22 protein-coding genes are annotated in these 24,948 nt (G+C 53.5%); 1 reads left to right on the top strand and 21 read right to left on the bottom strand.

All coding sequences use genetic code 11. The annotated features are described in order from the left end of the window. Positions 1-2: 2 nt before the first annotated feature. The 11 genes from EDM56_RS06485 to EDM56_RS06435 all read right to left on the bottom strand — a co-directional run bounded on the left by EDM56_RS06485 (position 3) and on the right by EDM56_RS06435 (position 11,455). Complete coding sequence (locus tag EDM56_RS06485; protein ID WP_122917076.1) at positions 3-992, bottom strand: ABC transporter ATP-binding protein; 990 nt, start codon at positions 990-992, stop codon at positions 3-5. Beyond that, positions 989-1,978 (bottom strand): ABC transporter ATP-binding protein, encoded by a 990-nt coding sequence (locus tag EDM56_RS06480; protein ID WP_122917075.1) that lies wholly within the window; start codon positions 1,976-1,978, stop codon positions 989-991. Before EDM56_RS06480 ends, EDM56_RS06485 begins: the two co-directional genes overlap by 4 nt. Before the next feature lie 26 nt (positions 1,979-2,004). Beyond that, the gene (locus tag EDM56_RS06475) at positions 2,005-2,892 is read right to left on the bottom strand and encodes a serine hydrolase (RefSeq protein WP_122917074.1); all 888 of its coding nucleotides are present in this window, start codon (positions 2,890-2,892) and stop codon (positions 2,005-2,007) included. Between the two features lie 27 nt (positions 2,893-2,919). Continuing rightward, positions 2,920-3,759 (bottom strand): ABC transporter permease, encoded by an 840-nt coding sequence (locus tag EDM56_RS06470; RefSeq protein ID WP_246009291.1) that lies wholly within the window; start codon positions 3,757-3,759, stop codon positions 2,920-2,922. An 88-nt stretch (positions 3,760-3,847) separates the two neighbouring features. Further along, positions 3,848-4,768 carry an ABC transporter permease gene (locus EDM56_RS06465; protein ID WP_122917072.1) on the bottom strand — a complete coding sequence of 307 codons (921 nt, stop codon included), beginning with the start codon at positions 4,766-4,768 and terminating at the stop codon, positions 3,848-3,850. A gap of 20 nt (positions 4,769-4,788) precedes the next feature. Next, positions 4,789-6,420 (bottom strand): ABC transporter substrate-binding protein, encoded by a 1,632-nt coding sequence (locus EDM56_RS06460; RefSeq protein WP_122917071.1) that lies wholly within the window; start codon positions 6,418-6,420, stop codon positions 4,789-4,791. A 101-nt stretch (positions 6,421-6,521) separates the two neighbouring features. Further along, positions 6,522-7,391 (bottom strand): MurR/RpiR family transcriptional regulator, encoded by an 870-nt coding sequence (locus EDM56_RS06455; RefSeq protein WP_122917070.1) that lies wholly within the window; start codon positions 7,389-7,391, stop codon positions 6,522-6,524. Positions 7,392-7,436: 45 nt separating this feature from the next. Continuing rightward, positions 7,437-8,906, bottom strand: coding sequence for a M81 family metallopeptidase (locus EDM56_RS06450; protein ID WP_122917069.1), 1,470 nt, complete (start codon positions 8,904-8,906; stop codon positions 7,437-7,439). Between the two features lie 317 nt (positions 8,907-9,223). Continuing rightward, entirely contained in the window at positions 9,224-9,946 is a 723-nt protein-coding gene (locus EDM56_RS06445) for an amino acid ABC transporter ATP-binding protein (protein WP_122917068.1), read from the bottom strand. Then, on the bottom strand, positions 9,939-10,598 hold the full coding sequence (locus EDM56_RS06440; RefSeq protein ID WP_122917067.1) for an amino acid ABC transporter permease: 660 nt from the start codon (positions 10,596-10,598) through the stop codon (positions 9,939-9,941). The genes EDM56_RS06445 and EDM56_RS06440 overlap by 8 nt, the downstream gene beginning before the upstream one ends. 32 nt (positions 10,599-10,630) lie before the next feature. Next, complete coding sequence (locus EDM56_RS06435) at positions 10,631-11,455, bottom strand: transporter substrate-binding domain-containing protein (RefSeq protein ID WP_122917066.1); 825 nt, start codon at positions 11,453-11,455, stop codon at positions 10,631-10,633. A 421-nt stretch (positions 11,456-11,876) separates the two neighbouring features. Between EDM56_RS06435 and EDM56_RS06430 the strand changes: the two genes are divergently transcribed. Then, a complete protein-coding gene (locus EDM56_RS06430; RefSeq protein ID WP_246009288.1) occupies positions 11,877-13,007 on the top strand; it encodes a M20 family metallopeptidase in 1,131 nt (376 codons plus the stop codon). Between the two features lie 88 nt (positions 13,008-13,095). Here the strand turns inward: EDM56_RS06430 and EDM56_RS06425 are convergent, their stop codons facing one another. From EDM56_RS06425 to priA, 10 genes are all read right to left on the bottom strand, one after another. Continuing rightward, positions 13,096-13,782: a metallophosphoesterase family protein gene (locus tag EDM56_RS06425; protein ID WP_122917064.1), complete on the bottom strand. Its 687-nt coding sequence runs from the start codon at positions 13,780-13,782 to the stop codon at positions 13,096-13,098. A gap of 152 nt (positions 13,783-13,934) precedes the next feature. Beyond that, entirely contained in the window at positions 13,935-14,582 is a 648-nt protein-coding gene (gene rpe, locus EDM56_RS06420) for a ribulose-phosphate 3-epimerase (RefSeq protein ID WP_122917063.1), read from the bottom strand. Continuing rightward, positions 14,576-15,466 carry a ribosome small subunit-dependent GTPase A gene (rsgA, locus tag EDM56_RS06415; protein ID WP_122917062.1) on the bottom strand — a complete coding sequence of 297 codons (891 nt, stop codon included), beginning with the start codon at positions 15,464-15,466 and terminating at the stop codon, positions 14,576-14,578. Before rsgA ends, rpe begins: the two co-directional genes overlap by 7 nt. 24 nt (positions 15,467-15,490) lie before the next feature. Next, the gene (gene pknB / locus EDM56_RS06410) at positions 15,491-17,458 is read right to left on the bottom strand and encodes a Stk1 family PASTA domain-containing Ser/Thr kinase (RefSeq protein ID WP_122917061.1); all 1,968 of its coding nucleotides are present in this window, start codon (positions 17,456-17,458) and stop codon (positions 15,491-15,493) included. Between the two features lie 5 nt (positions 17,459-17,463). Next, positions 17,464-18,228 carry a Stp1/IreP family PP2C-type Ser/Thr phosphatase gene (locus EDM56_RS06405; RefSeq protein ID WP_122917163.1) on the bottom strand — a complete coding sequence of 255 codons (765 nt, stop codon included), beginning with the start codon at positions 18,226-18,228 and terminating at the stop codon, positions 17,464-17,466. 5 nt (positions 18,229-18,233) lie between these two features. Beyond that, complete coding sequence (gene rlmN, locus EDM56_RS06400; RefSeq protein WP_122917060.1) at positions 18,234-19,304, bottom strand: dual-specificity RNA methyltransferase RlmN; 1,071 nt, start codon at positions 19,302-19,304, stop codon at positions 18,234-18,236. A gap of 342 nt (positions 19,305-19,646) precedes the next feature. Further along, positions 19,647-21,005: a 16S rRNA (cytosine(967)-C(5))-methyltransferase RsmB gene (gene rsmB / locus EDM56_RS06395; protein ID WP_122917059.1), complete on the bottom strand. Its 1,359-nt coding sequence runs from the start codon at positions 21,003-21,005 to the stop codon at positions 19,647-19,649. A 1-nt stretch (position 21,006) separates the two neighbouring features. After that, a complete protein-coding gene (gene fmt / locus EDM56_RS06390; RefSeq protein WP_122917058.1) occupies positions 21,007-21,969 on the bottom strand; it encodes a methionyl-tRNA formyltransferase in 963 nt (320 codons plus the stop codon). 5 nt (positions 21,970-21,974) lie between these two features. Next, positions 21,975-22,451, bottom strand: coding sequence for a peptide deformylase (gene def, locus EDM56_RS06385; RefSeq protein WP_122917057.1), 477 nt, complete (start codon positions 22,449-22,451; stop codon positions 21,975-21,977). 50 nt (positions 22,452-22,501) lie between these two features. Continuing rightward, the gene (gene priA / locus EDM56_RS06380) at positions 22,502-24,946 is read right to left on the bottom strand and encodes a primosomal protein N' (RefSeq protein WP_122917162.1); all 2,445 of its coding nucleotides are present in this window, start codon (positions 24,944-24,946) and stop codon (positions 22,502-22,504) included. Positions 24,947-24,948 lie beyond the last annotated feature (2 nt).

The raw sequence follows: 24,948 nt of genomic DNA, 5'->3' as shown, positions 1-24,948 counted from the left end.
CATCATTCGCTCCTTTCATCGGCCCCATAAAGATGGCAAGCCACCATATGATCATGCGCCACCGCCATTTCAACCGGCCGGACGCGTCTGCAAATATCCATCGCGTGGCGGCAGCGGGGGTGGAAGGCGCAGCCTGTCGGCGGATTGGCTGGGCTCGGCACATCTCCCCCCAGCACGATCCGCTCTTTTTTCTGATTGGGATTCGGCACCGGCACCGCTGACATCAGCGCCTGCGTGTACGGGTGTAACGGTTCCGCGAACAGCCGCTTCTTGTCGGTGATCTCCACGATCCGGCCCAAGTACATAACGGCAATACGATCGCTGATATGACGGATTACCCCGAGGTCATGCGAGATAAACAAGTAGGTGAGACCCAGCTCTTCCTGTAAGTCTTGCAGCAAGTTCAAAATCTGCGCCTGGATCGAGACGTCCAGTGCCGACACCGGCTCATCGGCCACGATCAGCTTGGGCTTTACCGCGATCGCGCGGGCGATTCCGATACGCTGCCGCTGACCTCCGCTGAACTCGTGCGGATAGCGGTCGGCATGTGACGGATTCAACCCGACCATCGCAAGTAGCTCCATGACCATCTGCCGCAAGTGTCGTACATCGCTTTGTGGTTCGCCAACGCGCAGCGCTTCTGCCAAAATGGAGGAAACCGTCAGCCGCGGGTTCAACGAGGCATACGGATCTTGAAAAATGATCTGCATCTGGCTGCGCATCTCGCGCAACCTCGCCTGCGGCATGTCGATCAGCTCTTCACCGCCAAATCGCACTGAGCCATCGCTCGGCTCAACAAGCCGCAAAATGCTCCGCCCTGTTGTCGACTTGCCGCAGCCGCTTTCGCCGACGATGCCAAGCGTCTCTCCCTGCTTCAACCGAAATGAAACGCCGTCCACCGCCTTGACGTGGCCGGACGGCTGTCCGAAAAATCCTTTTTTTAGCGGAAAGTATGTTTTAAGGTTATCGACCACGAGCAGATTTTCGCTCATATCGCCACCTCCTTATCGACATACATCCAGCAACGGACCGCATGCTTGCCCATCCGGATCACCGGCGGCTTTTCCTGCACGCACTGTTCCGTGACGTGTTTGCAGCGGGAGCGGAACGGGCAGCCGCCCGAGATTTCGCCCAGTACCGGTACATTCCCCTCAATCGGCGTCAGCCTGCTGTGCTCCGTCTCTAGGCTCGGGATCGACTGGAGCAGCCCAACGGTGTACGGATGCTTCGGATTCGCAAAAATCGTTTGAACATCCGCCTCTTCCACAATCTCGCCGTAATACATGACCATCACGCGATCGGCCATCTCTGCAACCACACCCAAATCATGGGTAATCAGCAGGATGGCGGTGTGCGCCGTCTGCTTCAGCTCGTTCATCAGATCGAGAATTTGCGCTTGGATTGTCACGTCCAACGCCGTGGTCGGCTCATCGGCGATCAGCAAATCCGGCTCGCACGCCATCGCCATCGCAATCATCACCCGCTGCTTCATTCCCCCCGACAGCTGGTGAGGATATTCGTTAACAATGGCCTCGGGGCGCGGAATGCCCACTTTTCGCAGCATCTCGATCGTTTTTGCCCGCCGCTCCTGCTTGGAATAGTCGGCATGCAGCCGGAACACCTCATCGATCTGCCGCCCGATGCTGTGCACCGGATTCAGCGATGTCATCGGTTCTTGAAAAATCATCGAGATGTCCCGTCCGCGAATCTGTCGCATCTCACGCTCCGCCAGTTGGTTGAGCACACTCCCTTTGAAACGGATGCTGCCTTCAAGCGTGCCGATTTTTTTGGAGATGAGCCCCATGATCGACAGGGACGTGACGCTTTTGCCGCTGCCCGATTCACCGACGAGTGCGACGGTTTCCCCTGCTTTGATCTGAAAGCTGACCTGATTCACGGCCGTAAACGCGCCACGCCCCGTTTTGAGAATCATGGACAGCCGATCGATGTCCAATACCGTCTCTTTCTCCTTCATCATGTCGACCCTCCATCCTTACGCTCGCATTACTGGCTCATAAAATGCTCGTAGGCCGTCAGGGCCAACCGAGCAATCAGCTGCTCCCCTTCTTTCATCGTACCGTTGCCCTGTGACATCGCTGCGATGGTGAAAGCGCCCTTGTCCTCGGGAAGATAGACGATACCCACATCGTTCACCACGCTGCCGATCGTCCCGGACTTGCAGGCGATCACGGTTTTGTCCGGAAGCGAATACGGAATGCGATTGCGCAGCTGCTGTCTTTTCATGATGTCGAGGATACCGTCGCACGCCTCCTGCGAAACGAGCTGTCCCGTCGCGATCAGCTCAAGCAGCCTGCCCATGTCAGATGGCGTCGCCACATTGTTTTCCGGACTCGGCTGAAAAATGAAATTGTCCGGATCGAAACCGGTTTCGGCGAACTGCTTGTTAAGCCTATCGACGCCGGCTTTGCCTTTTTTCTCACCGGCCAAACCAGCGCCGATGCTCAAGAGCTCCCAGCAGTCGAATTTGACGGATATACCGTTCAGACCCAGCTCCCGCATGAATGCCTCCACCCGCTCTTTGCCGACCAGCTCCACCACTTTGTCCGTCCCCACATTGTCGCTGACGATGATCATCAGCATCGCCAAATCGCGAATCGCTACTTCCACACCCGGGAGGAACTCTTTGAGCACCCCTGAGCCGGCGACCAAATCATCCTCGGTCAAGCGAATCCGATCCTCCAACCGGAGCCTGCCCGCCTCGACATCGCGAAACAGTGCTGCCAAAATCGGCACCTTGAACGTGCTTGCCATCTGAAAATAGCGGTCCGCGTTAATGCGTGCTTCTTCTTGCGTGCCAATATGCTTAACCGTAACGCCGAAAACCGCGGAAGATTCGGACAACACAGCCTCCAGCTTTTCCTGCAAACTCATCTGCAACCCACTTCCTTCCGACTGTCATTATTTTGGATCCAAAGCATCCCGCAGGCCGTCTCCTAGCAGGTTAAAGCCCAGCACGACCAGCATGATCGCCATGCCAGGGAAGATCGACATCCACCACGCTTGCCCAAGGAACGCCTTGCCGACAAACACCATGGCACCCCATTCCGGCGCCGGCGGCTGCGCCCCGAGTCCGAGAAAGCTGAGCGCCGCTGCCGCCAAAATGCTGCTGCCAAACTGCAAGGTCATCAGTACGATGATCGGCGACAAAATGTTCGGTAAAATATGCTTCCCCAATACGACCGCATCGCGGATGCCGAGTGCCCGCACCGCCTCTACATATTCTTTTTCGCGGATCGATAAGACGGAAGCGCGCGTCACCCTAACATAGGACGGAATCACGGCGATCACGATCGCGATCATCGCGTTAGTCAAGCCTGGTCCCAGTACGGCAATGATGGCAATCGCCAAAAGCAAGGCCGGAAGCGCCAGCAAGATGTCCATTACCTGCATGATGTAAATGTCCAAGCGGCGATAATAGCCTGCGATGACCCCCAGCGTGACACCGATCGCCGTTGCGATGGTCACGGTGATCAGTCCGGTCAGCAGCGAAATGCGACCGCCATACAGCAGACGCGAAAAAATATCGCGGCCAAAATCATCGGTCCCAAGCAAATGCTTTGCCCCCGGTCCTACCATGCGATCCTGAAAATTCATCTGATCGATCGGAAAAGGGGCCAAAAGCGGCGCACAGACACATCCGATCGTGAAAATCAGCAAGATGATGGCGCCGCCCATCGCCGTCTTGTTGCGAACCAACCGCTTTGCGACTTGCAACCAGTAGGGAGGCGACGGGGTCACCGGCGATTCTACGGCGCGGATGGGAGGATGCGTTTCATGTTCCGCTTCCAGTCGGCTTACGTTTCCACTCACGTTCTCTCGCTCCTTCCTACTCGTATTTGATCCGTGGATCGAACAAACTGTACAGCAAGTCGACAATCAGGTTGGTGATGGCAAACAGGAACGCGATGAAAAAGACCAATCCTTGGATTGTCGGCAGATCGCGCTTCCCGATCGCCTCAATGGCAAGGCTGCCCAACCCTTGCAAGGAAAAAATCGTCTCCGTCACGACCGCGCCGGCAAGCAGCGCCCCGAACTCCAGCCCGATCAGTGTGATGACCGGGATCATCGCATTTTGCAGCCCGTGCAGCAGGACAACCGAACGCTGTGGAGCCCCTTTCGCATGTGCGGTACGCATGTAATCCTGTTTGATGATATCAAGCATGCTGGAACGCGTCATTCTGGCGATCATCCCCGCTTCACCCAAAGCGAGCGTGACAGATGGCAGGATTAGCGAGAAAAATCCGTCGTAGCCGGAAATCGGAAAGATCGGCAGCATGTAAGCAAAAATCCAGATGAGAAACAGCGCGATCCAAAACCCAGGCGCCGATATCCCGATCAAGGAGAAAAACACGACTACCCGGTCCATCCACGTATTTTGCTTCACGGCTGCAAATACACCGACGATGACCCCGATCACCGTCGAGAGGATCATGCTGTACAACGCCAGCTGAAGCGTGACTGGAAAGCGATCCACGATCTCCTGCCAAACCGTATACCCAGTGATGTACGATGTCCCGAGATCTCCCTGCACAAGCCGGCCCAAAAAGCTGAAATATTGCACATACCACGGTTTATCCAGGCCAAGCTGCGCGTTCAGTGCGGCAATCGCTTCGGCGGTGGGAAACTCCCCGAGCAGATACTGCACGGGGTCCCCCGGAATCAGATGTACCAGCAGAAAGATGAGGATGGTGACGCCGAGTAGCGTCCCCAAGAGCGACAGCAATCTTCGGAAAAGGTATCGTTGCAAAACGCCCCATCCCCCTTTTGTTATTTCGTGATTTTAATGTCTGCGAGCGGAATGTCGCCAGTGAACGGATTGAGCTTGTAGCCCTCGATATTGCGCGTAGCAGTCACTGTTTCATTCACATACAGCGGTACCCATGGCGGATCTTTGACCAACAGCTCCTCGGCTTCCTCATACACTTTCATCCGTTCGTCTTCTTTCATCACCGTACGCCCTTTGACGAGAAGCTCATCGACTTTTGGATTGGAATAATGCACGCGCCTCGAGTTGTCAGTCTGCATCAGAAGGTAGAGGATGTCCGGATCGTTCAGCCCGAAAAATAGCAGGAAAAGCTCGTGGTTGCCTTTTGTCGTGCGATCTCGCACCGTGGCTATATCATGCACGGCAATTTTAATGTCGACGCCAATTTCTTTGAGCTGTGCTTGCAAAATTTGCGCAACACGCTGCAAGGCAGGGTCTGCCGGCAGGAGCAGTTCGAGCGAGAGCGGCTTGCCGTCCTTCTCAACGATGCCGTCGCCGTTGCTGTCGGTGTATCCCGCTTCTGCAAGAAGCTGCTTCGCTTTGTCCACGTTATGTGCATACATCTCTTTCGCCATGTTCTCGATCTTCTCGCTGTAGCCAGGAATGGTCGGCGGCAGCGGGCCGAAATTCGGTTTTGCGAACCCAGCCAAAGCAACCTGTACGATCGGATCGCGATCAACAGCCATAGCGATTGCCTGCTTGATGCGCACGTCTTTGAAAATTTCTTTTTGGTTGTTGAAGCCGAGGTACCTCATGCCTTGCTCCAGGCTCTTTTCGATTTTGGTTCCTGGGATGGCTTCCAATTCTTTCACGTACGTGCTTGGCACTTCTTGCAAGATGTTGATCGTGCCTTTCTTGAACTCGAGGATGCGCGTGTCGTCATCTTTTAAGAAACGGAAGACGATTTTGTCGACGTACGGTGCGCCTTTGTTGTCGGCATAGAGCGGTCCCCAGTTGTAATCCGGATTTTTCACATACGAGACGGATGCGCCGCGTTTCACTTCCGGATTCATGAACGGCCCTGTTGCGAGCGGAGCCTCCCCGAACTTGTCGCCTTTTTCTTTCAGACGCTCCGGATCCAACGGTGTTAAGAACGATGAGACCAGCATGTTTGCGAATGGGGCGAACGGTTCCTTGAAGTATATTTTGACTGTGTTCGCATCAGGCGCCTCAATCTTGTCGATCGGTCCTGCCAAATCTTTGCTGGGGGAAATGCTAACGAATCGCTCGATGGATGCTTTGACCGATTCGGCTGTCATCGGTGCACCCGACGATTGGAATTTGACATCTTTGCGGAGCACCAGCGTCCACACCTTACCATCGTCAGACACTTGCCAAGATTCAGCCAAATGCGGAACCAACTTACCTTGCATATCGCGGCTCAAAAGCGAATCATACGGCTGATTGTTGGTATTGTCCAGCCACGTTGTTATTTGCGGGTCCAATGTGTCTGGCTCGACGGGAGCGGCGATGACCAGCGTGCCGCCAGTTGTCGCTTCTGCCTTTCCTGGCGAGGCGGACGGTTCCGTCCCCGATGGTTTGGTGCCGGTAGTGCCCGAACATGCTGCGAGAAGCAGTGTGACGCTAAGCCCGATCGTTGCCAGACTGCCGATGCGCCGCGTATGCTTTGCCATGAAGAATACCCCCTTTGTGTTTAGAAAACCTGGCTACGCCAATCGTTTCGATCGTAGCTTCGGTTATGCGAATACTGGATAACCATTTATCTCTGTGCGTCTCACTCGTTTCGCTGGACGAAAGGATAAAACTGCTCGCTCGTCTTGTCATACATCTTGATCCGCTTTTGCGCTCGTTCCCGATCGACCTGAGTCACGCCGCTAACCAATGCGTTTAGCAAGGTGAAAATCGTTGACATGCCCTTTAAAGTCGTGGGCGACGGTGTGGTAACTTTCAGTAGGACATCTGCAAACGGCCCGAGTGGCGACAGCTCGTGGTCGGTGATCGCCACGATGGTCACCCCTTTTTCCTTCGCCGCTTTGGCGAACTGCACCGTATCCTGCAAGTAGCGCGGGAAAACGAGCGCAATCATCAGCCAGTCTTCATTCGCTTCTGAAATCAGATAGTTGGCATCATCCACCTGTCCGCGGTACAAATGGGTGTCTCCTTTGACGATATTCAGTGCAAAGGAGAGCCAGTACGCGGACGCATAGCTTGTGCGGCCGCCCGCCACCACGATCTTTTTCGCTTTGACGATTGCTTGTACGGCTTGATCGAACAGCCGCCGATCGAGCCCGTTCATCGTTTTTTGGATAAACGCCATATCTTGCTCCATGGTAAACGAGATGACGTCATCGCTGTCGCTGTAGTCGTAGGTCGCGTCATGGAACGTTTGCACCACATTCTCTTGAATGACCGGAAACAGGAGCGATTGCCGGATCTCATTTTGCAATTCGCTGAAGCCAGAATAGCCGAGCGAATAGCAGAGGCGGATCACGGTTGTTTCGCTAGTCCCCGTGTTGGCCCCGATTACTTTTGCGGGTAGGAGAGCGACTTGATTCGGCTCGTCGAGTATATATTTCGCTACTGATTTTTGCTGCGTTGTCAATTGTTCAAACGATTTGCGAATGCGTTCATGTACACTCTCCATGTTGAATTCACCTGTCCTAGAAAAATGAAATGGTCCGACTGTTTGCTAGCGTTCCGTTACAGGATCGAGCGGGTATTTGGGGCGATTCAACCGCTTGTAGTCAAACGCCGAGAATAGCAGAGTCGTGAGTCCCGGCGAATCGACCGTAATGATCTGTGCGCTGATCGGTTCAAAGCTGGCACGGAAATGCTGGCTCGATTTGAGCGCGACGATTTTATAGGCGGTAACATCGATGCCGTGCAGCAGGAAGACCTGCTCATCGAGAACCTGCGTTTTGACCGAGCAGACGAGAATATCGACGCCATTCGCTTGCAAGCGAACCGATTTGCCCAAATTGACGGGCGAGCCTTTGCCCATCGGCGATGAGGTGATAAACTTGCCGTCTGTTAGCGCTTTCACATAAGCGGTCAGCGCGATCGGTTCACCATGCAGCTGATCCGTCTTTCCACCTAGCTGCACCTCGATTGTGGAGCCAACTCCTTTTTCATGAGCGAGCGCGGCAACTTCCGGATCGTAGATGAATCCAAAGCACGCGTCTTGCAAGTCGGCTTCTAGCATGGCACGCAAGAGATACGTTCCATCTCCAGGCGTTCCGCCCCCCGGGTTGTCGGACGTTTCGTTTATGACGACCGGGAACGTCGTGGCCTCTTTTGCTAAAGCCAGCCCTTCTTTTGGCGACAATACGTCAGGTGCAAACTCTTCGCGCTTCGCCCAGATCAGGTCGGCTACGCTTTCAGCCGCACGCTTCGCCAGTTCTGCGTCGTCATTTGCAACCGCGATTACCGTAACGCCCAGTTCAGGAATATCGGTGTATGGAAAACCGTGGAAAAACGCGCAATCCACCATGCCTGGCTCTTGTTCCCATTTGTAGCATGCCTCATTGATGTCTTTAGCCGGAGACAGGTTCGTTGTAGAAGTAGGAACGATCAGCGGCAGTGTCGCCCGATGCATGCGCGGCACCAATGTCCCTTTTACCATCCGCTCCGCCAACTCGACTGCTTCCAGTCCCCGTTCATAGCAGTCCGTGTGCGGATATAAGTGAACGCCGAGCAAAATATCAGCTTCCTGGACCATCACATCTGTAATGTTGCCATGTAAATCAAGTGTTACGATCAGCGGTAGCTCATACCCAACTTGCTCACGCACTGCCTTGAGCAACGTTCCTTCCAAATCATCGATGCCTTCCGCGACACCCGCACCGTGCAGCGCCAGGCAGATCGCATCGACTTTGCCTGCAGCCGCGATTCCCGAGAGAAGCTCATCCTGCAGCGCATCATACGTCTCCTTTGTAATTGTTCCAGCTGGGTACGCTCCGGTCGAAAACGCGCCAACCACCTCGATCCCGCGCTGGTCCGCCGCGTCGATCATACCGCCGAGAAAATCCCGCACCCCTCTGTGATTCGCAATGGTTGCATCCCCTCTCGCCCATTCCCACAGCTCAAAAAGCTCACGTGTCGTCGGAACATTCGAAAACGTGTTCGTTTCGTGCATCACTTCCGCAATCACGATTCTCATTGCCGGATCATCCTCCCTTTTTCCGCAATCATTTTTCATATTGAAGTTTACACTTTAAATCGAAAAGTTAAATGAAGTTCAAACTCTAGTTGCATTATAATCCCAGTCTTCTACTAATTTCAATACGAAAATTCAGAAAATAAAAAGATATCCTCAATAAAATAAATTTAGAAGGATAAAATTCTTCTTTAAAAAATCAAAAAACGCTGATGTGGCGCGCTTTTTCCTCAATTGGTCCGTTTCGTTGAGCATAAAAAAAGAATGTTCTCCTTCTTTTTTGAAAGGAACATTCTTCTTCGAACCCTATTCATTTCGAATTACAGCATCTTCTCCAAAAATTGCTTCGCCCGTTCGCTTTTTGGTGCCGTGAAAAACGTCTCAGGCGCCTCGTCTTCCACCAGCCGACCGCCATCCAAGAAACAGATGCGATCGGCCACTTCACGGGCGAAATTCATTTCATGTGTCACGATCGCCATCGTCATACCCGTTTCGGCAAGCGACTTCATGACCTCCAGCACCTCTTTGACCATCTCCGGGTCAAGCGCGGATGTCGGCTCGTCAAACAGCATGATCTCCGGCTCCATCGCCAAGGAGCGGGCGATCGCCACGCGCTGCTTCTGTCCACCGGACAAGCGGGACGGATACACGTCAGCCTTGTCCAGCAGCCCCACGCGGGTCAGCAGCTCGCGGGCTTTTTGCTCCGCTTGCTCCTTGGACACGTTTTTCACTTGAACCGGCGCATAGGTCAGGTTTTGCAGCACCGTTTTATGCGGGAACAGATGAAAGTGCTGGAATACCATCCCGATCTTTTGCCGCACTTTCATAATATCCGTCTTCTTGGACGTGATCTCTTCGCCATCGATCCAAATCCGCCCTTGTGTCGGCGTCTCCAACAGATTCATGCAGCGCAAAAAAGTAGACTTCCCGGAGCCGGACGGCCCGATGATCGCGACCACATCACCTTTTTCAATCGTCGTCGAGATGTTGTGCAGTACGTCGAGCTTGCCGAATGATTTGGACAAATTCTCCACTTTAATCACTGCGTCTCAACCTCCTCTCAAAATTGCGAGCTGCCCAGGTCAGCGTCATGACCATGACATAATAAATTGCACCCGCAAGCAGAAGTGGTTCGAAATAGAGAAATTTTTCGGCTGCTACTATACCTGCCCGTCTCAGTACCTCTGTAACACCAATGACAGAAACTAATGCGGAGTCTTTCAGCAAGTTAATTCCTTCATTCACCATTGCTGGCATGATGTTTTTCAATGCCTGCGGGAAAATGATATCAACCATCATTTTGCGATAAGGAATCCCGAGGGACAGCGCTGCTTCACGCTGTCCACGGTCTACAGCCAATATCCCGGCGCGAATCGTTTCGGACGTATACGCTGCTGAATTGAGTCCGAACGCGATCACCCCTGCCATCAAAGGGGTGATTGGATAATTAAACAGCTGAGGAACGGAAAAGTAGATGAGCGTCAATTGCAAGATCAACGGCGTGCCGCGAAAAATGGATGTATAGAAGATTGCTAGCCACTTCAGCGGACGATTGTTGGAAATTTTAATCAAGGCTAAAATCGTTCCGAGAATAATCCCGACTACAGCTGACAGTAACGTAAACTGCAAGGTGTCGATAATGCCGCCGAGAATATAGGGAATCTTATCGGCGATTTTGGAGAAATCGAGAACCACGCGCTATCCACACCTCCTAAAGAAGTATCGGTTTATTTTTCAAACCATTTTTTGATCAGTTTGTCCAGCTCGCCAGAGTCTTTCAGCTTTTTGATCGCGGCATTGAACTTCGTGACATTTTCAGAGCCTTTCGGGAAAGCGACTGCAGAACCTGCTGGTGTGCTTTGTGCAATTACGTTGAACTCAAGATCTTGGTTCGACTCCGTATAGCCTTTCGCTACGGTGTCCTCGATGATCGCCGCGTCGATACGGTTCGATTTCAGCTCTTGGACGATTTCCGGAATTTTGTTAAGCGATTTGATTTCCAGTCCTTGGATGTTTTTCGCCAGCTCCTGCGCTTCGCCCTCTTGGATCGAGCCAAGCTGCACGCCTACTTTTTTGCCGGCCAGATCTTCGGTTTTGGTCAAGTTGCTGCCTTTTTTGGAAACAATCGTGTTTTTCGCGTCATAGTACATATCCGAGAAATCCGCGTTTTCCAGACGTTCCGGCTTCGGTGTCATGCCGGCCATAACGAAATCAACGCGCTTCGACTGTAGGGCAGGCAGCAAACCGTTGAAATCCATGTCTTTTACTTCAAGGTCAAAGCCAATTTCTTTTGCGAGATAGTTAGCGATGTCGATGTCGAAACCGACGATTTCATCTTTCCCGCTGGACGTATCATGGAACTCGTATGGCGGATAGTCGGCGGATGTCGCCATCACCATTTTCGGCTTAGCGCCTCCTGCTGCGGAATCTGTGCCGGAAGCTGCTTGCTTGTTATCGCCGCCTTGCTGTGCTCCGGTACCACATCCAGCCAAAACCGTTATCGAAAGCGCAGAAGCAAGCGCCAATGTGAGAAGCGAGTTCATTTTTTTCATCTCTACTAACCCCCTGTAAAAAATGTTGTACACATAATCGTGTAAGTCCACTGACTATTGTAGATACATTTCAATAAAAATTCAACTTATTTAATACCATATAACAAAATTTTTTTTATTCCTTTTTCTACAAGGCACGCTCCCCCCTTGATAAATGTGCATTTCCGGTCAAAGAACCGCTTGCTTTTGGCAAAATGAACGATTTGCATAATTATTCACCTAGTTCGGTTTTGTGGTTCAAAGAGCGAAGCGATACCTTCTCATTGTACGAGCATTTGCAGAATTTTACGATTAGAATTCTGTCAAAAGAACCGCTCCAATGCGCTTTTGGAGCGCATTGAGTGGGAAAGCAACGGTACCACCTACGACGCAAACTATAGTACAATCGGAGAGAACATTTACCAAGAACGGAGGTACACCATTGTCGACAACATGGATTCCTTACTTTCAAGCACAGCTAGACGACATTCTCAAGGAACTGCGCGAGTATGTGGAAATCGAGACCCCTACCCATGACAAGCAGGCAGTCGATTCGCTCGGCGGCGTGATCGCGGAGCGCTTCCGCAAGCTTGGCTGCAGAGTGGAGCGGATCGAACAACAGCAGTTCGGCGACCAGCTGCGTGTCGAATACGGGGAGGGCGAGGAGCAGCTCTTGATCCTCGGCCATTTCGACACGGTTAAGGAGATTGGCACCTTGGCTACCGAGCCTTGGCGCATCGAGGATGGGCGCGTCTATGGCCCCGGCACCTACGACATGAAAGCAGGCATCATCTTTTGCTACTTTGCCTTAAAGGCGATTATTGACAGCGGTCTCCCCTTGACCAAAAAACTGGTCTTCTTCTGGAACACCGATGAAGAGGTTGGAAGCCCTTCCTCTGAGCAGCTGATTCGCGCCGAGGCACGGAAAAGCGCCGCTGCACTGGTGATCGAGCCATCGTTTGGCAACGGACTGATCAAGACAAGCCGAAAAGGCGGCGGCGAATTCACGCTGCATGCCAAAGGTAAGGCTGCCCATGCCGGTAACGACCATGCGAAAGGTGTCAATGCGATCGAAGAGATTGCCCATCAAATCGTCCGCATTCAATCCTGGACGAACTACGATAGCGGGACGACGCTGTCCGTCGGTAAAATCAACGGCGGTACCGTTTCCAATGTGGTGCCGGAAGCGGCCCATGCGATCATCGATGTGCGCGTGAGCAAGCGTGAGGAGGCTGAACGCATCACGAAGCTGATGCACGGGCTTACACCGGTGTTGCCACATGCCGAGCTGCAGGTGGAAGGCGGCATTCCGAAACCTCCAATGGAACGCAGCGAAAAGACGGTGCTGCTGTTCAAACACGCACAGCGTCTGGCTGCAGAAGAAGGCTTCACGCTTGATGAAATCGGCGTTGGCGGCACGAGCGACGGAAACTTTTGCGCAGATGAAGGAACACCGACGCTCGACGGTTTAGGGCCGGTCGGAGACGGCGCGCACGCGTCCCATGAACATGTGCTGATTTCTGCGATTCCAGAGCGGATCGCCTTACTTTTGCGGATGATGACCACGCTATAGCGGCTTGTCTTTCCAACGAGACACACAATTACAAAAAGGACGAATCCGGCTTGCGCTCGGGTTCGTCCTTTTTTCCATCTGCTTGGTTCTATTCAATAAAGTATATCGATTTGCTTGGCAGCTCCAAGCAGTTCAGACGCCCGCCATATACTGCCCCGCCATCGATCCCGATGATATTGTTCGCCCCGAAATAGACCTCGAACACGCCCTCGCCATGAAAGCGTTCCGTCGGCGTGTGACCGAAAATAACCGGCTTCTCTCCGTTGTAGCCATTGTGGAACTCATCGCGAATCCAGACGAGGACATACGGGTCCGTCTCGGCGAGCGGGGTCGTCGGGTGGACACCGCCATGAACGAAAATATACTGATCGGTTTCATAGTAGGCCGGCATGCTTTTGATATAATCCACATGCTTCTGAATGATCGCGGCCTGCTCCTCTGTCACATCTGCAAAAATAGTGTTCGGGTCGACCTGATAGCTGCGCAGCGTTTGGTCCCCTCCATTGATTCTCGTCCACTTTTGCCAAAAGGCCTCTTCCCGGTTTTCCCATGCCCGGACCAACATCTCCTCATGGTTGCCCCGCAAGACGATCGCTCCACCCTGCTGCAGCTCCATCACCTTGTCTAATACCTCACGCGCGTTCGGTCCGCGGTCGATATAGTCGCCCACCAAAATCAGCTGGTCCTCATTAGGATCATAGTTCGCCTCTTGCAGCAAGGCCGTAAGCTTCGCCAATTCTCCATGGATGTCGCTGATGGCCAACATGCGCTTCATCTTGCTTCCCTCCAATTACTTTTAGAAAACCTGGCTACGCCAAGCTTTTGGCTTAAGCCGCGGTTACACTTATACTGGATAAGAATTTTATAAATTCTTATCTGTAGCACAAAAAGGAGCCTATCCCGATGAATTGGCTCCTCGTTTGTCTATTATCCTCTTATCGCTGCGATCGCCTTGGCGCGATCCGGTTGGTTAAATACGGCATTGCCCGCTACGAGCACCGTCGCACCCGCCTGCTCGCACAAGCGCGCAGTTTCCGAGTTCACCCCGCCGTCGATCTCGATATCGACGTGAGACAGGCCGCGCTCATTTAGCATCGCGCGCAACGCTGCCACTTTCGGCAATACGTTGTGAATGAACTTTTGTCCGCCAAAGCCAGGGTTTACGGTCATGAGCAGCACTAGATCGACATCGTCCAGCACTGATTCAATCGTTACCAGCGGCGTTGCCGGGTTGAGCACGACACCCGCTTTAGCGCCCTGCTCCTTGATCAAATAGAGCGAGCGGTGTAGGTGGCGGCACGCTTCTTGATGCACCGTAATAATATCCGCTCCGCTTTTTGCAAATTGCGGAATGTAACGATCCGGCTCCTCGATCATCAAGTGAACGTCCAGCGTCAGCTTGGTGACCGGACGGATCGCGTCTACGATCAGCGGGCCGATCGTGATATTTGGAACAAAATGACCGTCCATAACATCGACGTGAATCCAGTCTGCTCCGCCGCGCTCTACATCTTGAATCTCTTCTCCCAACCGGGCGAAATTCGCTGAAAGTATGGAAGGTGCTACTTTTACCATGGTTTGTTCCTCCGTTGGTATTCTTTTAATTCCTCCATAAACTGGCGGTAATGATCATATCGTTCCTGACTGAGCTCTCCCTGTTCCACCCCGGCTTGTACCGCACAGCCTGGCTCGCTTAAGTGAAGGCAGCCGCGGAACTTACAGCCGTCGCTTACGTCCGTGAAATCACGGAACGAATTTGCCAGATCCTGCTCATCGATGCCGACGAACTCCAACGAGCTGAAACCAGGCGTATCAGCGACATACCCGCCCCCTTCGATCGGCACGAGCTCGACGTGGCGCGTCGTATGTCGTCCGCGTCCCAGCTTTTGGCTGATGTCGCCTGTCTGCATCGAAACGTTAGGAAACAGGCAGTTGATCAGCGATGACTTGCCCACGCCCGACTGGCCCGCGAATACGTTAATGTGGCCAGCCAGCTCGCGGCGGATTTCTTCCAGTCCGCGCAAGTCTCGCTTGGAAAACGGAATGACTTTATAACCGATTGCGCTGTAGGTGGCGACGATGCTCTCGATCAGCTCATCGTCGACCAGATCAGCTTTGGACAAAACGATCAGGGCATCGATTCCGACATGCTCGATATGCACCAAAAATTTGTCCAGCAGCAAGCTGCTGAATGACGGTTCGTGCAGGGAAAACACCAGTACGGCCTGATCCACGTTAGCTACGGATGGGCGTAGCAATTCATTTTGACGGTTGACAATCTCCATCACGTATCCTTCGGACGGGTCGGTCTCTTCGTAGACGACCCAATCTCCGACCAGCGGATTGATCTTGGCATCCTTTTTCTTGAACAAGCCCCGTGCCCGGCACGAGACGATGTTGTCTCCATCCGCTACATAATAAAATCCGCTTAACGCTTTCACAATTCGCCCTTCTGGCATTCGTTTCCCTCCACGTAGTTGTTGTTATTGACCTTGCGTTTGTGCAACTGCTTGATATTGGACCGTAAAGGTTTGGTACTCTTGGTCGTTTTTCATCACTTTAATTGTTGCCTGCTTTGTTGGCGAAACGATGACTGGCACGTCATAGCTTTTGCTTTCCGTGATGGTTTCGGTCGTTACCGCCTGATCATTGGCGCGTGCATCCGATACCGTGATGGTCACTTTCGCAGTTTCGCCCGGAATTACATCGACGAATACAGGTGCCTTCCCTTCGATCGCACCGTCAGGATATTTGCCCGATGATACGTCGAGATCGACAGTTTCTCCTACCGGAACGTTCATGCCCGCTTCGTACGGGTATGTGGCCAAAACGATATCTGGCTGCTTAGTGGTGAACGTATCTTTCGGGTTGCGCTTACCCATATTCAGCCCCAATTTTTGCAATTCCACCCGCGCCTGATCCACAGTCAACGTACGCAAATCCTTCATGCGCACATATTGTTTGCCTTTGCTGATCTTGACGGTAACGGTCGTATCCGACGGAATGACCTCTGTTCCCTCTAGCGGTGATTGGTCGATAACATCACCCGCACGCACATTGTCGTTCTCTACCTCTACAAACGTACTGTCCGTCACGGTAAAGCCGGCTGCTTTCAGAGCCTGCTCTGCGGACGCGCGGTTCAAACCGGTCAGCGGCGGCATTTTGCCGGGTTCTTTCCCTAAGCTGACATATAGCATGACGGTTGACTTTTCCTTCAGCTTCATCGGAGGCGACGGATCTTGTCGGAACACAACGCCCTTTTCGGCCTTGTCATTGTATTCCTCTTTCACAACCGGTTCCAGCTTCTGCTCCTGTATTTTCGCTTTTGCCAGTTCCACCATCGTCCCTTCCACCAACGGTACCGGCACTTCCGGCACGACGATCAGGTTCAATAACACATTGAAACCTGCAAATGCCAGGACAACGAACAGGCAGAGCACGCCGATCCAAATGGAAAGCTTCACCCACCACTTTGGCTTTTTCTGCGGTTCCTTTTCTCCCGAGCGGCTTGCACCACTCATGCGCTCCTGTCGTTCCTGCTTGGACTGCTCCAGCATTTCCGGCGTGATCGCGGGCAGCACCCGTGTCTCCTCGTCATCTGTCGGAATCGTCAGTTTCGGTTCGTTCAGACGTTCGGGAAACAGGCACGTCTCCAAATCCTCGAGCATTTCCGCCGCGTTTTTGTAGCGGAATGCCGGATTTTTGGCCAATGCTTGCAAAATGATATTCTCCACGCTTTGCGGAATATCCGGATTAATCTGTCTCGGTTCGGGAAGCCGTTCCTGCAAATGCATCAAAGCGACTGAAATCGGCGATTCGCCTGAAAACGGTACACGCCCTGTCACCATCTCATACAGCACGATCCCTAGCGAATAAATGTCCGATTTCTCGCCGGTGATCCCGCCGCGGGCTTGCTCAGGTGAAAAGTAATGAACGGAGCCGAGAACAGAGCCGGTATGCGTAATTGTCGCCTGCGTAACTGCCCGCGCAATCCCAAAGTCGGTCACTTTCACCCGGTTGTTGCGTCCAATCAAAATGTTATGCGGCTTGATGTCACGGTGAATGATTTTGTTCTGATGGGCATGCTCCAACGCGTCGCACACCTGAACCGCGATCCGCACAGCCTCTTCGACAGGCAGCGCTCCACGCGAATTGATCACATCTTTTAATGTGGGGCCTTCTATGTATTCCATCACCATGTAATGGGTTTCACCATCTTGGCCTACATCATATACACTGACTACATTTGGATGAGACAGGCTCGCTACCGACTGCGCTTCACGCCGGAAACGATGGACAAAATCCTCGTCATAACCAAATTGCGGGCGCAACAGCTTGACGGCAACTTGCCGATGCAGGACCACATCGCGCGCTTTGTACACGATCGCCATCCCGCCACCACCTACTTGGCGCTCGAGCTGATAACGTCCCCCTAAGAGTTGTCCTTCCATCCTGCTCACCCCTCTTTCCTGCCGGTATTAACGGCTTCATCGCGATTGCGAACGGCGACGACCGTTACATTGTCTTCTCCTCCGGCATCAAGAGCATGCTGAACAAGCGCATCGATCTGCTCTTTCAAAGGCAATTGGCTACCAAGCAATGATTCAATCTGCGATTTCGATACTTTGTTGGTCAAACCGTCCGAGCACAGTAGCAGCACGTCGTCCTGCTCCCAGCGAAATTCGCCCAAATCAACGCGGACGTCTTTTTCTGTTCCCAGCGCCCGCATGATGACATTGCGCTGTGGATGGACCGCAGCCTGCTCGGAAGTAATTTGGCCGCTTTTCATCAATTCATGCACGAGCGTGTGATCTTCTGTCTGCTGCTTCAGGCCATCTGCCGTATACAGATAGATGCGGCTATCGCCGACATGAGCCAAAACCCCGCCCTCATCGTCGATCAGGGCACAGACTACGGTCGTCCCCATCCCATTGCACTCCGGATTTTCGAGCGCATGCCGATAAACCGCTTCGTTCGTCACGACCATCGCATGCATCAACCGTTCCCGCGCGTCCTCGCGCTCAAGATCGGGCTCCAACTCGGACAGCTCGCGTAAAATGCCCTCAACAGCCATCCGGCTGGCAACATCGCCAGCCTGATGACCCCCCATTCCGTCAGCCACAATGGAAAAGACCCGACCGTGATCGTCGACCGTGCACGCATAAAAGTCCTCATTGAGCTGCCTGATACAACCGACATGTGATTTCATTGCTATTTCCACACTGATCACCCCGCCGTTTCTTTGGCGTGCTGCGCACGTAATTGGCCGCAGGCCGCAGCAATATCGCTGCCGTGCTCACGGCGAATCGTTACATTGATGCCGCGACTATCCAGAATGTTTTTAAACGTAAAGATATCGTTTCGAGCTGTGCGCACATAATCCCTTTCCGGCACGTAGTTGACTGGGATCAGGTTGACGTGGCAGAGCATATCACCAATCAGGTCAGCCAGCAGTTCAGCATGCTCGGGCTGGTCATTTTGTCCGCCGAACAGACCATACTCAAAGCTGATGCGGCGCCCTGTCTTCGCTACATAATGGCGGCATGCCTCCATCAGTTTTTCCAGTGGGAAACCGCGGTTAATCGGCATCAGCTGTGTGCGCAGCTCAGTCGTCGGCGCATGTAGCGAGATGGCGAGGTTCACTTGCCCGCCTTTTTCGGCGAACTCGTAAATTTTCGGGATAATGCCGCTCGTAGACACGGTAATATGGCGCTGCCCAATATTCAGGCCGCGGTTGTCATTAATGATGGACAAAAAGGCCATCAGGTTGTCGAAGTTCTCAAACGGCTCCCCGATACCCATGACGACAACATGGCTAGCGCGCTGTTGGTCTATGTCAAGGAAGCGCTGTGCCGCAAGCACTTGCGCCACGATTTCACCTGCGTCCAGATTGCGTTTCAGACCGCCAAGCGTTGATGCGCAAAACGTGCAGCCAATACGGCAGCCTACTTGTGTCGTGACGCAGATGCTGTTGCCGTAATTGTGACGCATGATGACGGTTTCGATCGCGTGACCATCGATCAGCTGGAACAAAAATTTCACCGTTCCATCGGACGATTCCTGGCGCGTGATCTCTTTTAACGGATCGATGCGGAATTCGCTTGCGAGCTTTTGTCGCAGTTCTTTCGATACGTTGCTCATCTCGTCGAAGGAGCTTACGCGCTTAACATACAGCCAGTCAAAAATTTGCTGGGCGCGGAACGCTTTATCTTCGTTTTGCACGAGCCATTCTTTTATCTCATCTAACGTTACTCCATAAATCAAAGGACGGTTCCCCGTCGCTGAGGTCATCGGCATGATGCATCATTCACCTTTTTCTTAAATTCTTTCATTGTCCATTGTACTCTTTGCCGAGTGCTGCGGCAATGAAACAGATTTTTACTGGTTGAGAAGGTCTAAATTTTTATAAAACGACCGTAGGGGTCGTTCGGGGATTTTCGGAAAAAAGTTCCACGGATGCTGTGACAATGCCCACTGGGGGTCGGGGTGATCGGCTCCGCCAAGGCATCCGTTCCACTTTTTTCCGAAAATCCCGTTGCTGCTGTGATCTGTCTTTCCTAACAGCAGTTTAATCCTAGATATAAAAATCTGAAAAAATAGGGATGGTGAACCGCTGCTGCGATACCCCATCCCTGTTCGCTACGCTTTTCGTTTGAGTCGTGAGATGAAAAAGCCGTCGCTTTGAAATTGATGAGGCAGGATTTGCAGATAGCCCTTTTCCTGCACTTGGGCGCTCACCGCTTCCGGTAGATCGGCTGCGAGCGTGGTGTCCAGCTCGAACTCCGGATGGTCGGCGACGAATCGTTCGACAACCTGTTGGTTTTCCTCCGGGTCGATCGTGCATGTGCTGTATACGAGCAGTCCGCCTGGTGCAAGCAGCTTGGAAACGCGCTCCAGCAGCTCTGCCTGCAGTTTGGCGATTTGCTTGATGTCGTTGATGTTTTTTTGCCATTTCAAGTCTGGCTTGCGGCGGATTACCCCTAAGCCGGTGCACGGCGCATCCAGCAAAATCCGGTCAAACGTGCCATGCTCTTCTGTTGTCAGCGTAGCCGCGTCGGCGACTACGGGCGTTATGATATCGATGGAGAGACGCTTTGCGTTTTGGCGAATCAACTCCTGCTTGTGAGCATGCACGTCGCAGGCCACAATCTCGCCCTCGTTGTTCATCAGTTCCGCGATATGCGTTGTCTTCCCGCCCGGTGCCGCACAGGCGTCGAGCACGCGCTGACCTGGCAACGGCTTGAGCGCTGGAGCAACCAGCATGGAGCTTTCGTCTTGAATCGTACACTGCCCTTCACGGAACCAGCTTGTGCCAGCGACATGTCCGCCATCCACGACAATTCCAGCCGCACTTAACATAGACGGTCGGGCATGTGGAAAATGTTGCAGCATCGCGGAAATTAATTCCTCTCGCCCCGTTTTCAGCTGATTGGTTCGTACGGAGGTGTGCGGAGGAAGGTTGTTGCTTTCGCACATCGCCCGTGTCGCCTCCTCGCCATACAGCTTGAGCCAGCGAGCGACCAGCCACTCGGGATGAGAAAGCTCCACCGACAACCGCTTGGCCAAACTGCCCGTCGGCAATACCTCAAAGCATTCCGGCTGGCGCAGGACATTGCGCAGCACCCCGTTTACCAAGGAGGCGATCCCTTGGTGACCGCGCCGTTTGGCAATCTCGACGGCTTCATGAACGGCAGCCCGGTCCGGAATTCGATCCAAATACCGGATTTGATACAGGCTCAAGCGCAGCAAGTGCAGCACCCACGGCTGCAGCTTGGCTAGGCCGCCCTTGCCTTTGATGAAGCGGGACAGCACATCGTCGATCGTATTACGCCGCTGAATGGTACCGTAGACCAGCTCTGTGACCAGTCCTGCGTCAACCGCCGACAATGGCTCGCGTTCCAGCACCGCTTTGAGTTCGAGGTTGCTGTACGATTTGAATTCGTCTACCCGTACCAACACCTCAAGCGCTACTTCGCGCGCAGTTTTTGTTCTCGTCACGTTAACAGTCTCCTAACTTGGTTCCAATGGCAAGCGACGCTCCTGCTCCGCGCAAAAAGTCGAGCACGCTCATCTTCTTTTTGCCCTCCGGCTGGATTTCGATCAGCTTCACGCTACCTGCACCGCATGCGACGATCAGGCCGTCCTGCGTCTTGTCGATCACAGTTCCCGGTTCGCCCATCACGCCGGTTACCTCCGCTTTTTCCGCTTGCCAAATTTTCCACGTCTTGCCCTCACATGTGGTAAAAGCCACCGGCCACGGGTTCAGGCCGCGAATCTGGTTGTAGATTTGTTCCGCCGTTTTGCTCCAATCGATCCGCTCGTCCGTACGCTTGATATTCGGGGCGAATGTCGCTTGCGCATGGTCTTGCGGTTCGGCCACGAGCTCACCGTTCAAAAGCTTTGGCAGTGTTTCCACCAACAGCTGGGAACCCGCTTCTGCCAGCTTGTCGTGCAGCATCCCCACATTGTCATTCTCTTCGATCGGTACGACGACGCGCGAGAGCATGTCGCCCGCATCAAGCGCCTCGACCATGTACATGATCGTCACACCGCTCTCTTTTTCCCCTTCCACAATGCATTTGTGGATCGGCGCGCCTCCCCGATATTTCGGCAAGAGCGAGGCATGGACGTTGATGCAGCCATGGCGCGGCGCGTCCAGCAGACGTTTGGGCAAAATTTGTCCGTAAGCAGCTGTCACGATCAAATCAGGCTCCGTTGCCATCACTTCGGCAAGCGCATCCTCTTCTTTTATTTTCTCCGGTTGGTAAACACTTAAACCGTGGCGCAGCGCGGCTTCTTTCACCGGCGGTGGCGTCATCACCTGCTTGCGTCCGACAGGCCTGTCCGGCTGGGTAACAACCCCAATGACGCGATAGCCAGCGCTGAGCAATGCTTCCAGGCTGGCTACGGCGAAATCAGGCGTGCCCATGAACAAAATGCGCACATCCTTTTTATCATTCATTTCGTTTACTCTTCCTCTCCAGGCTTTACCGTATAAACGCGTTCCGCGATATCGATGAACAAAACGCCGTTCAAATGATCGATTTCATGCTGGGAGCAACGGGACAGCAAATCATCCGCTTCCATCTCAAACCATTCGCCATTGCGGTCTTGCGCGCGCAGCTTCACCCATTTGTGGCGTCGTACGTCACCGCGCATGCCTGGAATGCTGAGGCAGCCCTCTGGATAATCTTCGATCATTTCTCCTTCATGCTCGATGATTTCCGGATTAACCATTTCGATCAGGCCGTCGCCGCAATCCATCACGATCACGCGCTTCAAAATGCCGACTTGCGGAGCTGCCAAGCCTACGCCATCTGCATCGTACATGGTGTCTGCCATGTCATCGAGGAGCTTGTGCAGATTGCTATTGAACTTTGTTACCGGAATGCTTTTTTCACGAAGGACAGGATCGGGATGTTTCACGATGGTGCGAATTGCCATAAAAAATACCTCCTGATATTGAAAATGGAACCTGGAAGTCTCCATTTGGTTTATAACAAAACTTGCGGATCGACGTCGATCGTCATCAGAACGCCGTGCTGCTTCTGCCACTCTTGCGCCTGTGCGGTCGCCTGGGCCAACAAATCAGCCAACTTCGGCTCATCACGATATTTTAGCATGAGTTGGAAACGAAATCTATCTTTTATCCGGGCGATCGGCGAGGCGACCGGCCCAAGCAATCGAGTCGTTTCGGCCAACCGCGGCTTCAAATATTGCGCCATCAAATCCGCAGCCCGGATAACCGTTGGCACATCCTCATGGCTGAACGTGATCAGTACCAGACGAAAATAAGGCGGATACCCCGCTTGCCTGCGATGCCGCATTTCTTCTTCATAAAAGGAAAGATAGTCGTGGTGTGTGGCATGCTGGATGCTGAAATGCTCCGGTGTATACGTCTGGATCACCACATCGCCTTTCAGCTCGTGGCGCCCGGCCCGTCCGCCAACCTGTGTCAGCAGCTGGAACGTTTTTTCCGCCGCCCTGAAATCCGGCAGGTGCAACGACGTATCTGCAGCGATTACACCGACCAGTGTGACTTTTGGAAAATCCAAGCCTTTGGCGATCATTTGCGTCCCGAGAAGAACGTCGCCTTGTCCGGTGCGGAAACGGTCCAGCAGCTCTTCATGCGCTCCTTTGCGAGACGTCGTATCCACGTCCATCCGGATGACCCGGATGCCAGGAAACAGTTGAGCGAGCTCGGCCTCCACCTTTTGCGTGCCCGTCCCGAAAAATCGGATGTGTGGGCTTTGGCACTCCGGACAATGCTGCGGCTGTGCCACCGTGTAGCCGCAATAATGGCAACGGCTCGTATGGTTGGTTTTATGATAGGTGAGCGAAATATCGCAATGAGGGCACGACAACGTGTAGCCGCAGCTGCGGCACATGACAAAGGTTGAAAATCCGCGGCGGTTCAAAAACAGCACGATCTGTTCTTGCTTCGCCAAACGGTCCTCGATCAGCGAAAACAGGCTGCGGCTGAACATCGAGCGGTTCTCCTGGCGCAGCTCATCGCGCATGTCGACCACATGAACGGTCGGCAGCGGCCGTTTACCAACGCGCTCGCTCATTGTCAGCAGCCTGTAGCGCCCACGGGTCGCCAGCGCATACGTTTCCAAAGCGGGCGTCGCGCTGCCTAGGATCAGCACGCCATTGTTGTTTTTCATCCGCTGCATCGCCACATCGCGAGCATGGTAGCGAGGCGTCTCCTCTTGCTTGTAGGAGCTTTCGTGCTCCTCGTCAATAATCACAAGCCCAAGATTTTTGAACGGGGCAAAAATCGCGGAGCGGGCTCCGACGGCCACCTGCACATGCCCATGAACGATTTTGCGCCACTCGTCGTAGCGCTCCCCTTGCGACAGTGCGCTGTGCAGCACAGCAACGCGATCGCCGAACCGTTCCTTGAAGCGTTTGACCATCTGCGGCGTCAACGAAATTTCCGGCACGAGAAAAATCGCTTCCCTCCCAAGGTCAAGCGTCCGTTCGATCGCTTCCATATAAACTTCCGTCTTGCCGCTGCCTGTCACCCCGTGCAGTAAAAATGCGGCATGCTCTCCTCCATTTATGGCCGCTTCAATAGCAGTGTAAGCGAGTTGCTGCCAGGTGGTGAATGGGTGCTTCACACCTTTGGCGAACGTCCGGTTTGCGTACGGGTCGCGAAAAACCTCCACCTGCTCGATCCGTATCCAGCCTTTTTGCTCCAGTCCTTTGAGGGTCGAGCGAGCCATGCCGGTCTCCGTCAGAACATCGGACAAGGGCATCGGCTCACGCGTCTCCTGCAGCAAAAGCAAGAGCTGCCGCGCTCTACGCGAGCGTTCGGGAATGGTCGGCAGCACCTGTACGAGTTCCTCGTCGGATAGTAGCAGTGTCACCTGCGAAATTTGCTTGCGCGTGATTTTGTCCGTGACTTGGTAGTCGAAGCTGACGAGGCCTGCCTTCACCCACCCAGGCACCTGCTTGATTTCTTGGGGAAATTGCTTTTCTGCTTCCTCGAACTCGATCCGTCGCCAGTACAGCTCCTGCAGCAAGCCAGGTTGTTGCGGCGGGCCTGCAAGCAGCTGCTCTGTAGCCGAAAGCCATTTTTTCGTCTTGCCTTTCAGCACGGCAGGCAGCATGACCTGCAGGGCACTTACCCATGTGCAGAGATATTGGCGGCTCATCCATTCAGCCAGCTGAATCAGCTCCAGGGTGAGCGGCGGCACATCATCCTGCACCTGCTCGATTTCTTTCAACTTAAGCAGTGAGGGCGCCCCCTCCTGTGTTCCGGACTCCTCGGCATCATATAGATTGATCACATAGCCTTGCAGCTTGCGCGGGCCAAACGGCACCACGACGCGGCTACCGATGGCGACCATCGGTTCAAGCCACTCCGGCACCGCATAATCAAACGGCCGATTGGTCCGGTTCACCGGCACTTCCACAATCACTTGTGCAATCATGC

Source organism: Brevibacillus fluminis (assembly GCF_003710825.1).
Taxonomy (GTDB): domain Bacteria; phylum Bacillota; class Bacilli; order Brevibacillales; family Brevibacillaceae; genus Brevibacillus_D; species Brevibacillus_D fluminis.
Note: the sequence above shows the minus strand (reverse complement) of the source record. Positions and strands in the feature narration are given on the sequence as shown.

Bases quoted from the DNA above. Each gene is read 5' to 3' on its own strand.
- EDM56_RS06485 (WP_122917076.1), bottom strand. From the start codon at position 992: ATGAGCGAAAATCTGCTCGTGGTCGATAACCTTAAAACATACTTTCCG.
- EDM56_RS06480 (WP_122917075.1), bottom strand. From the start codon at position 1,978: ATGATGAAGGAGAAAGAGACGGTATTGGACATCGATCGGCTGTCCATG.
- EDM56_RS06475 (WP_122917074.1), bottom strand. From the start codon at position 2,892: ATGAGTTTGCAGGAAAAGCTGGAGGCTGTGTTGTCCGAATCTTCCGCG.
- EDM56_RS06460 (WP_122917071.1), bottom strand. From the start codon at position 6,420: ATGGCAAAGCATACGCGGCGCATCGGCAGTCTGGCAACGATCGGGCTT.
- EDM56_RS06455 (WP_122917070.1), bottom strand. From the start codon at position 7,391: ATGGAGAGTGTACATGAACGCATTCGCAAATCGTTTGAACAATTGACA.
- EDM56_RS06450 (WP_122917069.1), bottom strand. From the start codon at position 8,906: ATGAGAATCGTGATTGCGGAAGTGATGCACGAAACGAACACGTTTTCG.
- EDM56_RS06435 (WP_122917066.1), bottom strand. From the start codon at position 11,455: ATGAAAAAAATGAACTCGCTTCTCACATTGGCGCTTGCTTCTGCGCTT.
- EDM56_RS06425 (WP_122917064.1), bottom strand. From the start codon at position 13,782: ATGAAGCGCATGTTGGCCATCAGCGACATCCATGGAGAATTGGCGAAG.
- rpe (WP_122917063.1), bottom strand. From the start codon at position 14,582: ATGGTAAAAGTAGCACCTTCCATACTTTCAGCGAATTTCGCCCGGTTG.
- rsgA (WP_122917062.1), bottom strand. From the start codon at position 15,466: ATGCCAGAAGGGCGAATTGTGAAAGCGTTAAGCGGATTTTATTATGTA.
- pknB (WP_122917061.1), bottom strand. From the start codon at position 17,458: ATGGAAGGACAACTCTTAGGGGGACGTTATCAGCTCGAGCGCCAAGTA.
- rlmN (WP_122917060.1), bottom strand. From the start codon at position 19,304: ATGCCGATGACCTCAGCGACGGGGAACCGTCCTTTGATTTATGGAGTA.
- fmt (WP_122917058.1), bottom strand. From the start codon at position 21,969: ATGAATGATAAAAAGGATGTGCGCATTTTGTTCATGGGCACGCCTGAT.
- def (WP_122917057.1), bottom strand. From the start codon at position 22,451: ATGGCAATTCGCACCATCGTGAAACATCCCGATCCTGTCCTTCGTGAA.
- priA (WP_122917162.1), bottom strand. From the start codon at position 24,946: ATGATTGCACAAGTGATTGTGGAAGTGCCGGTGAACCGGACCAATCGG.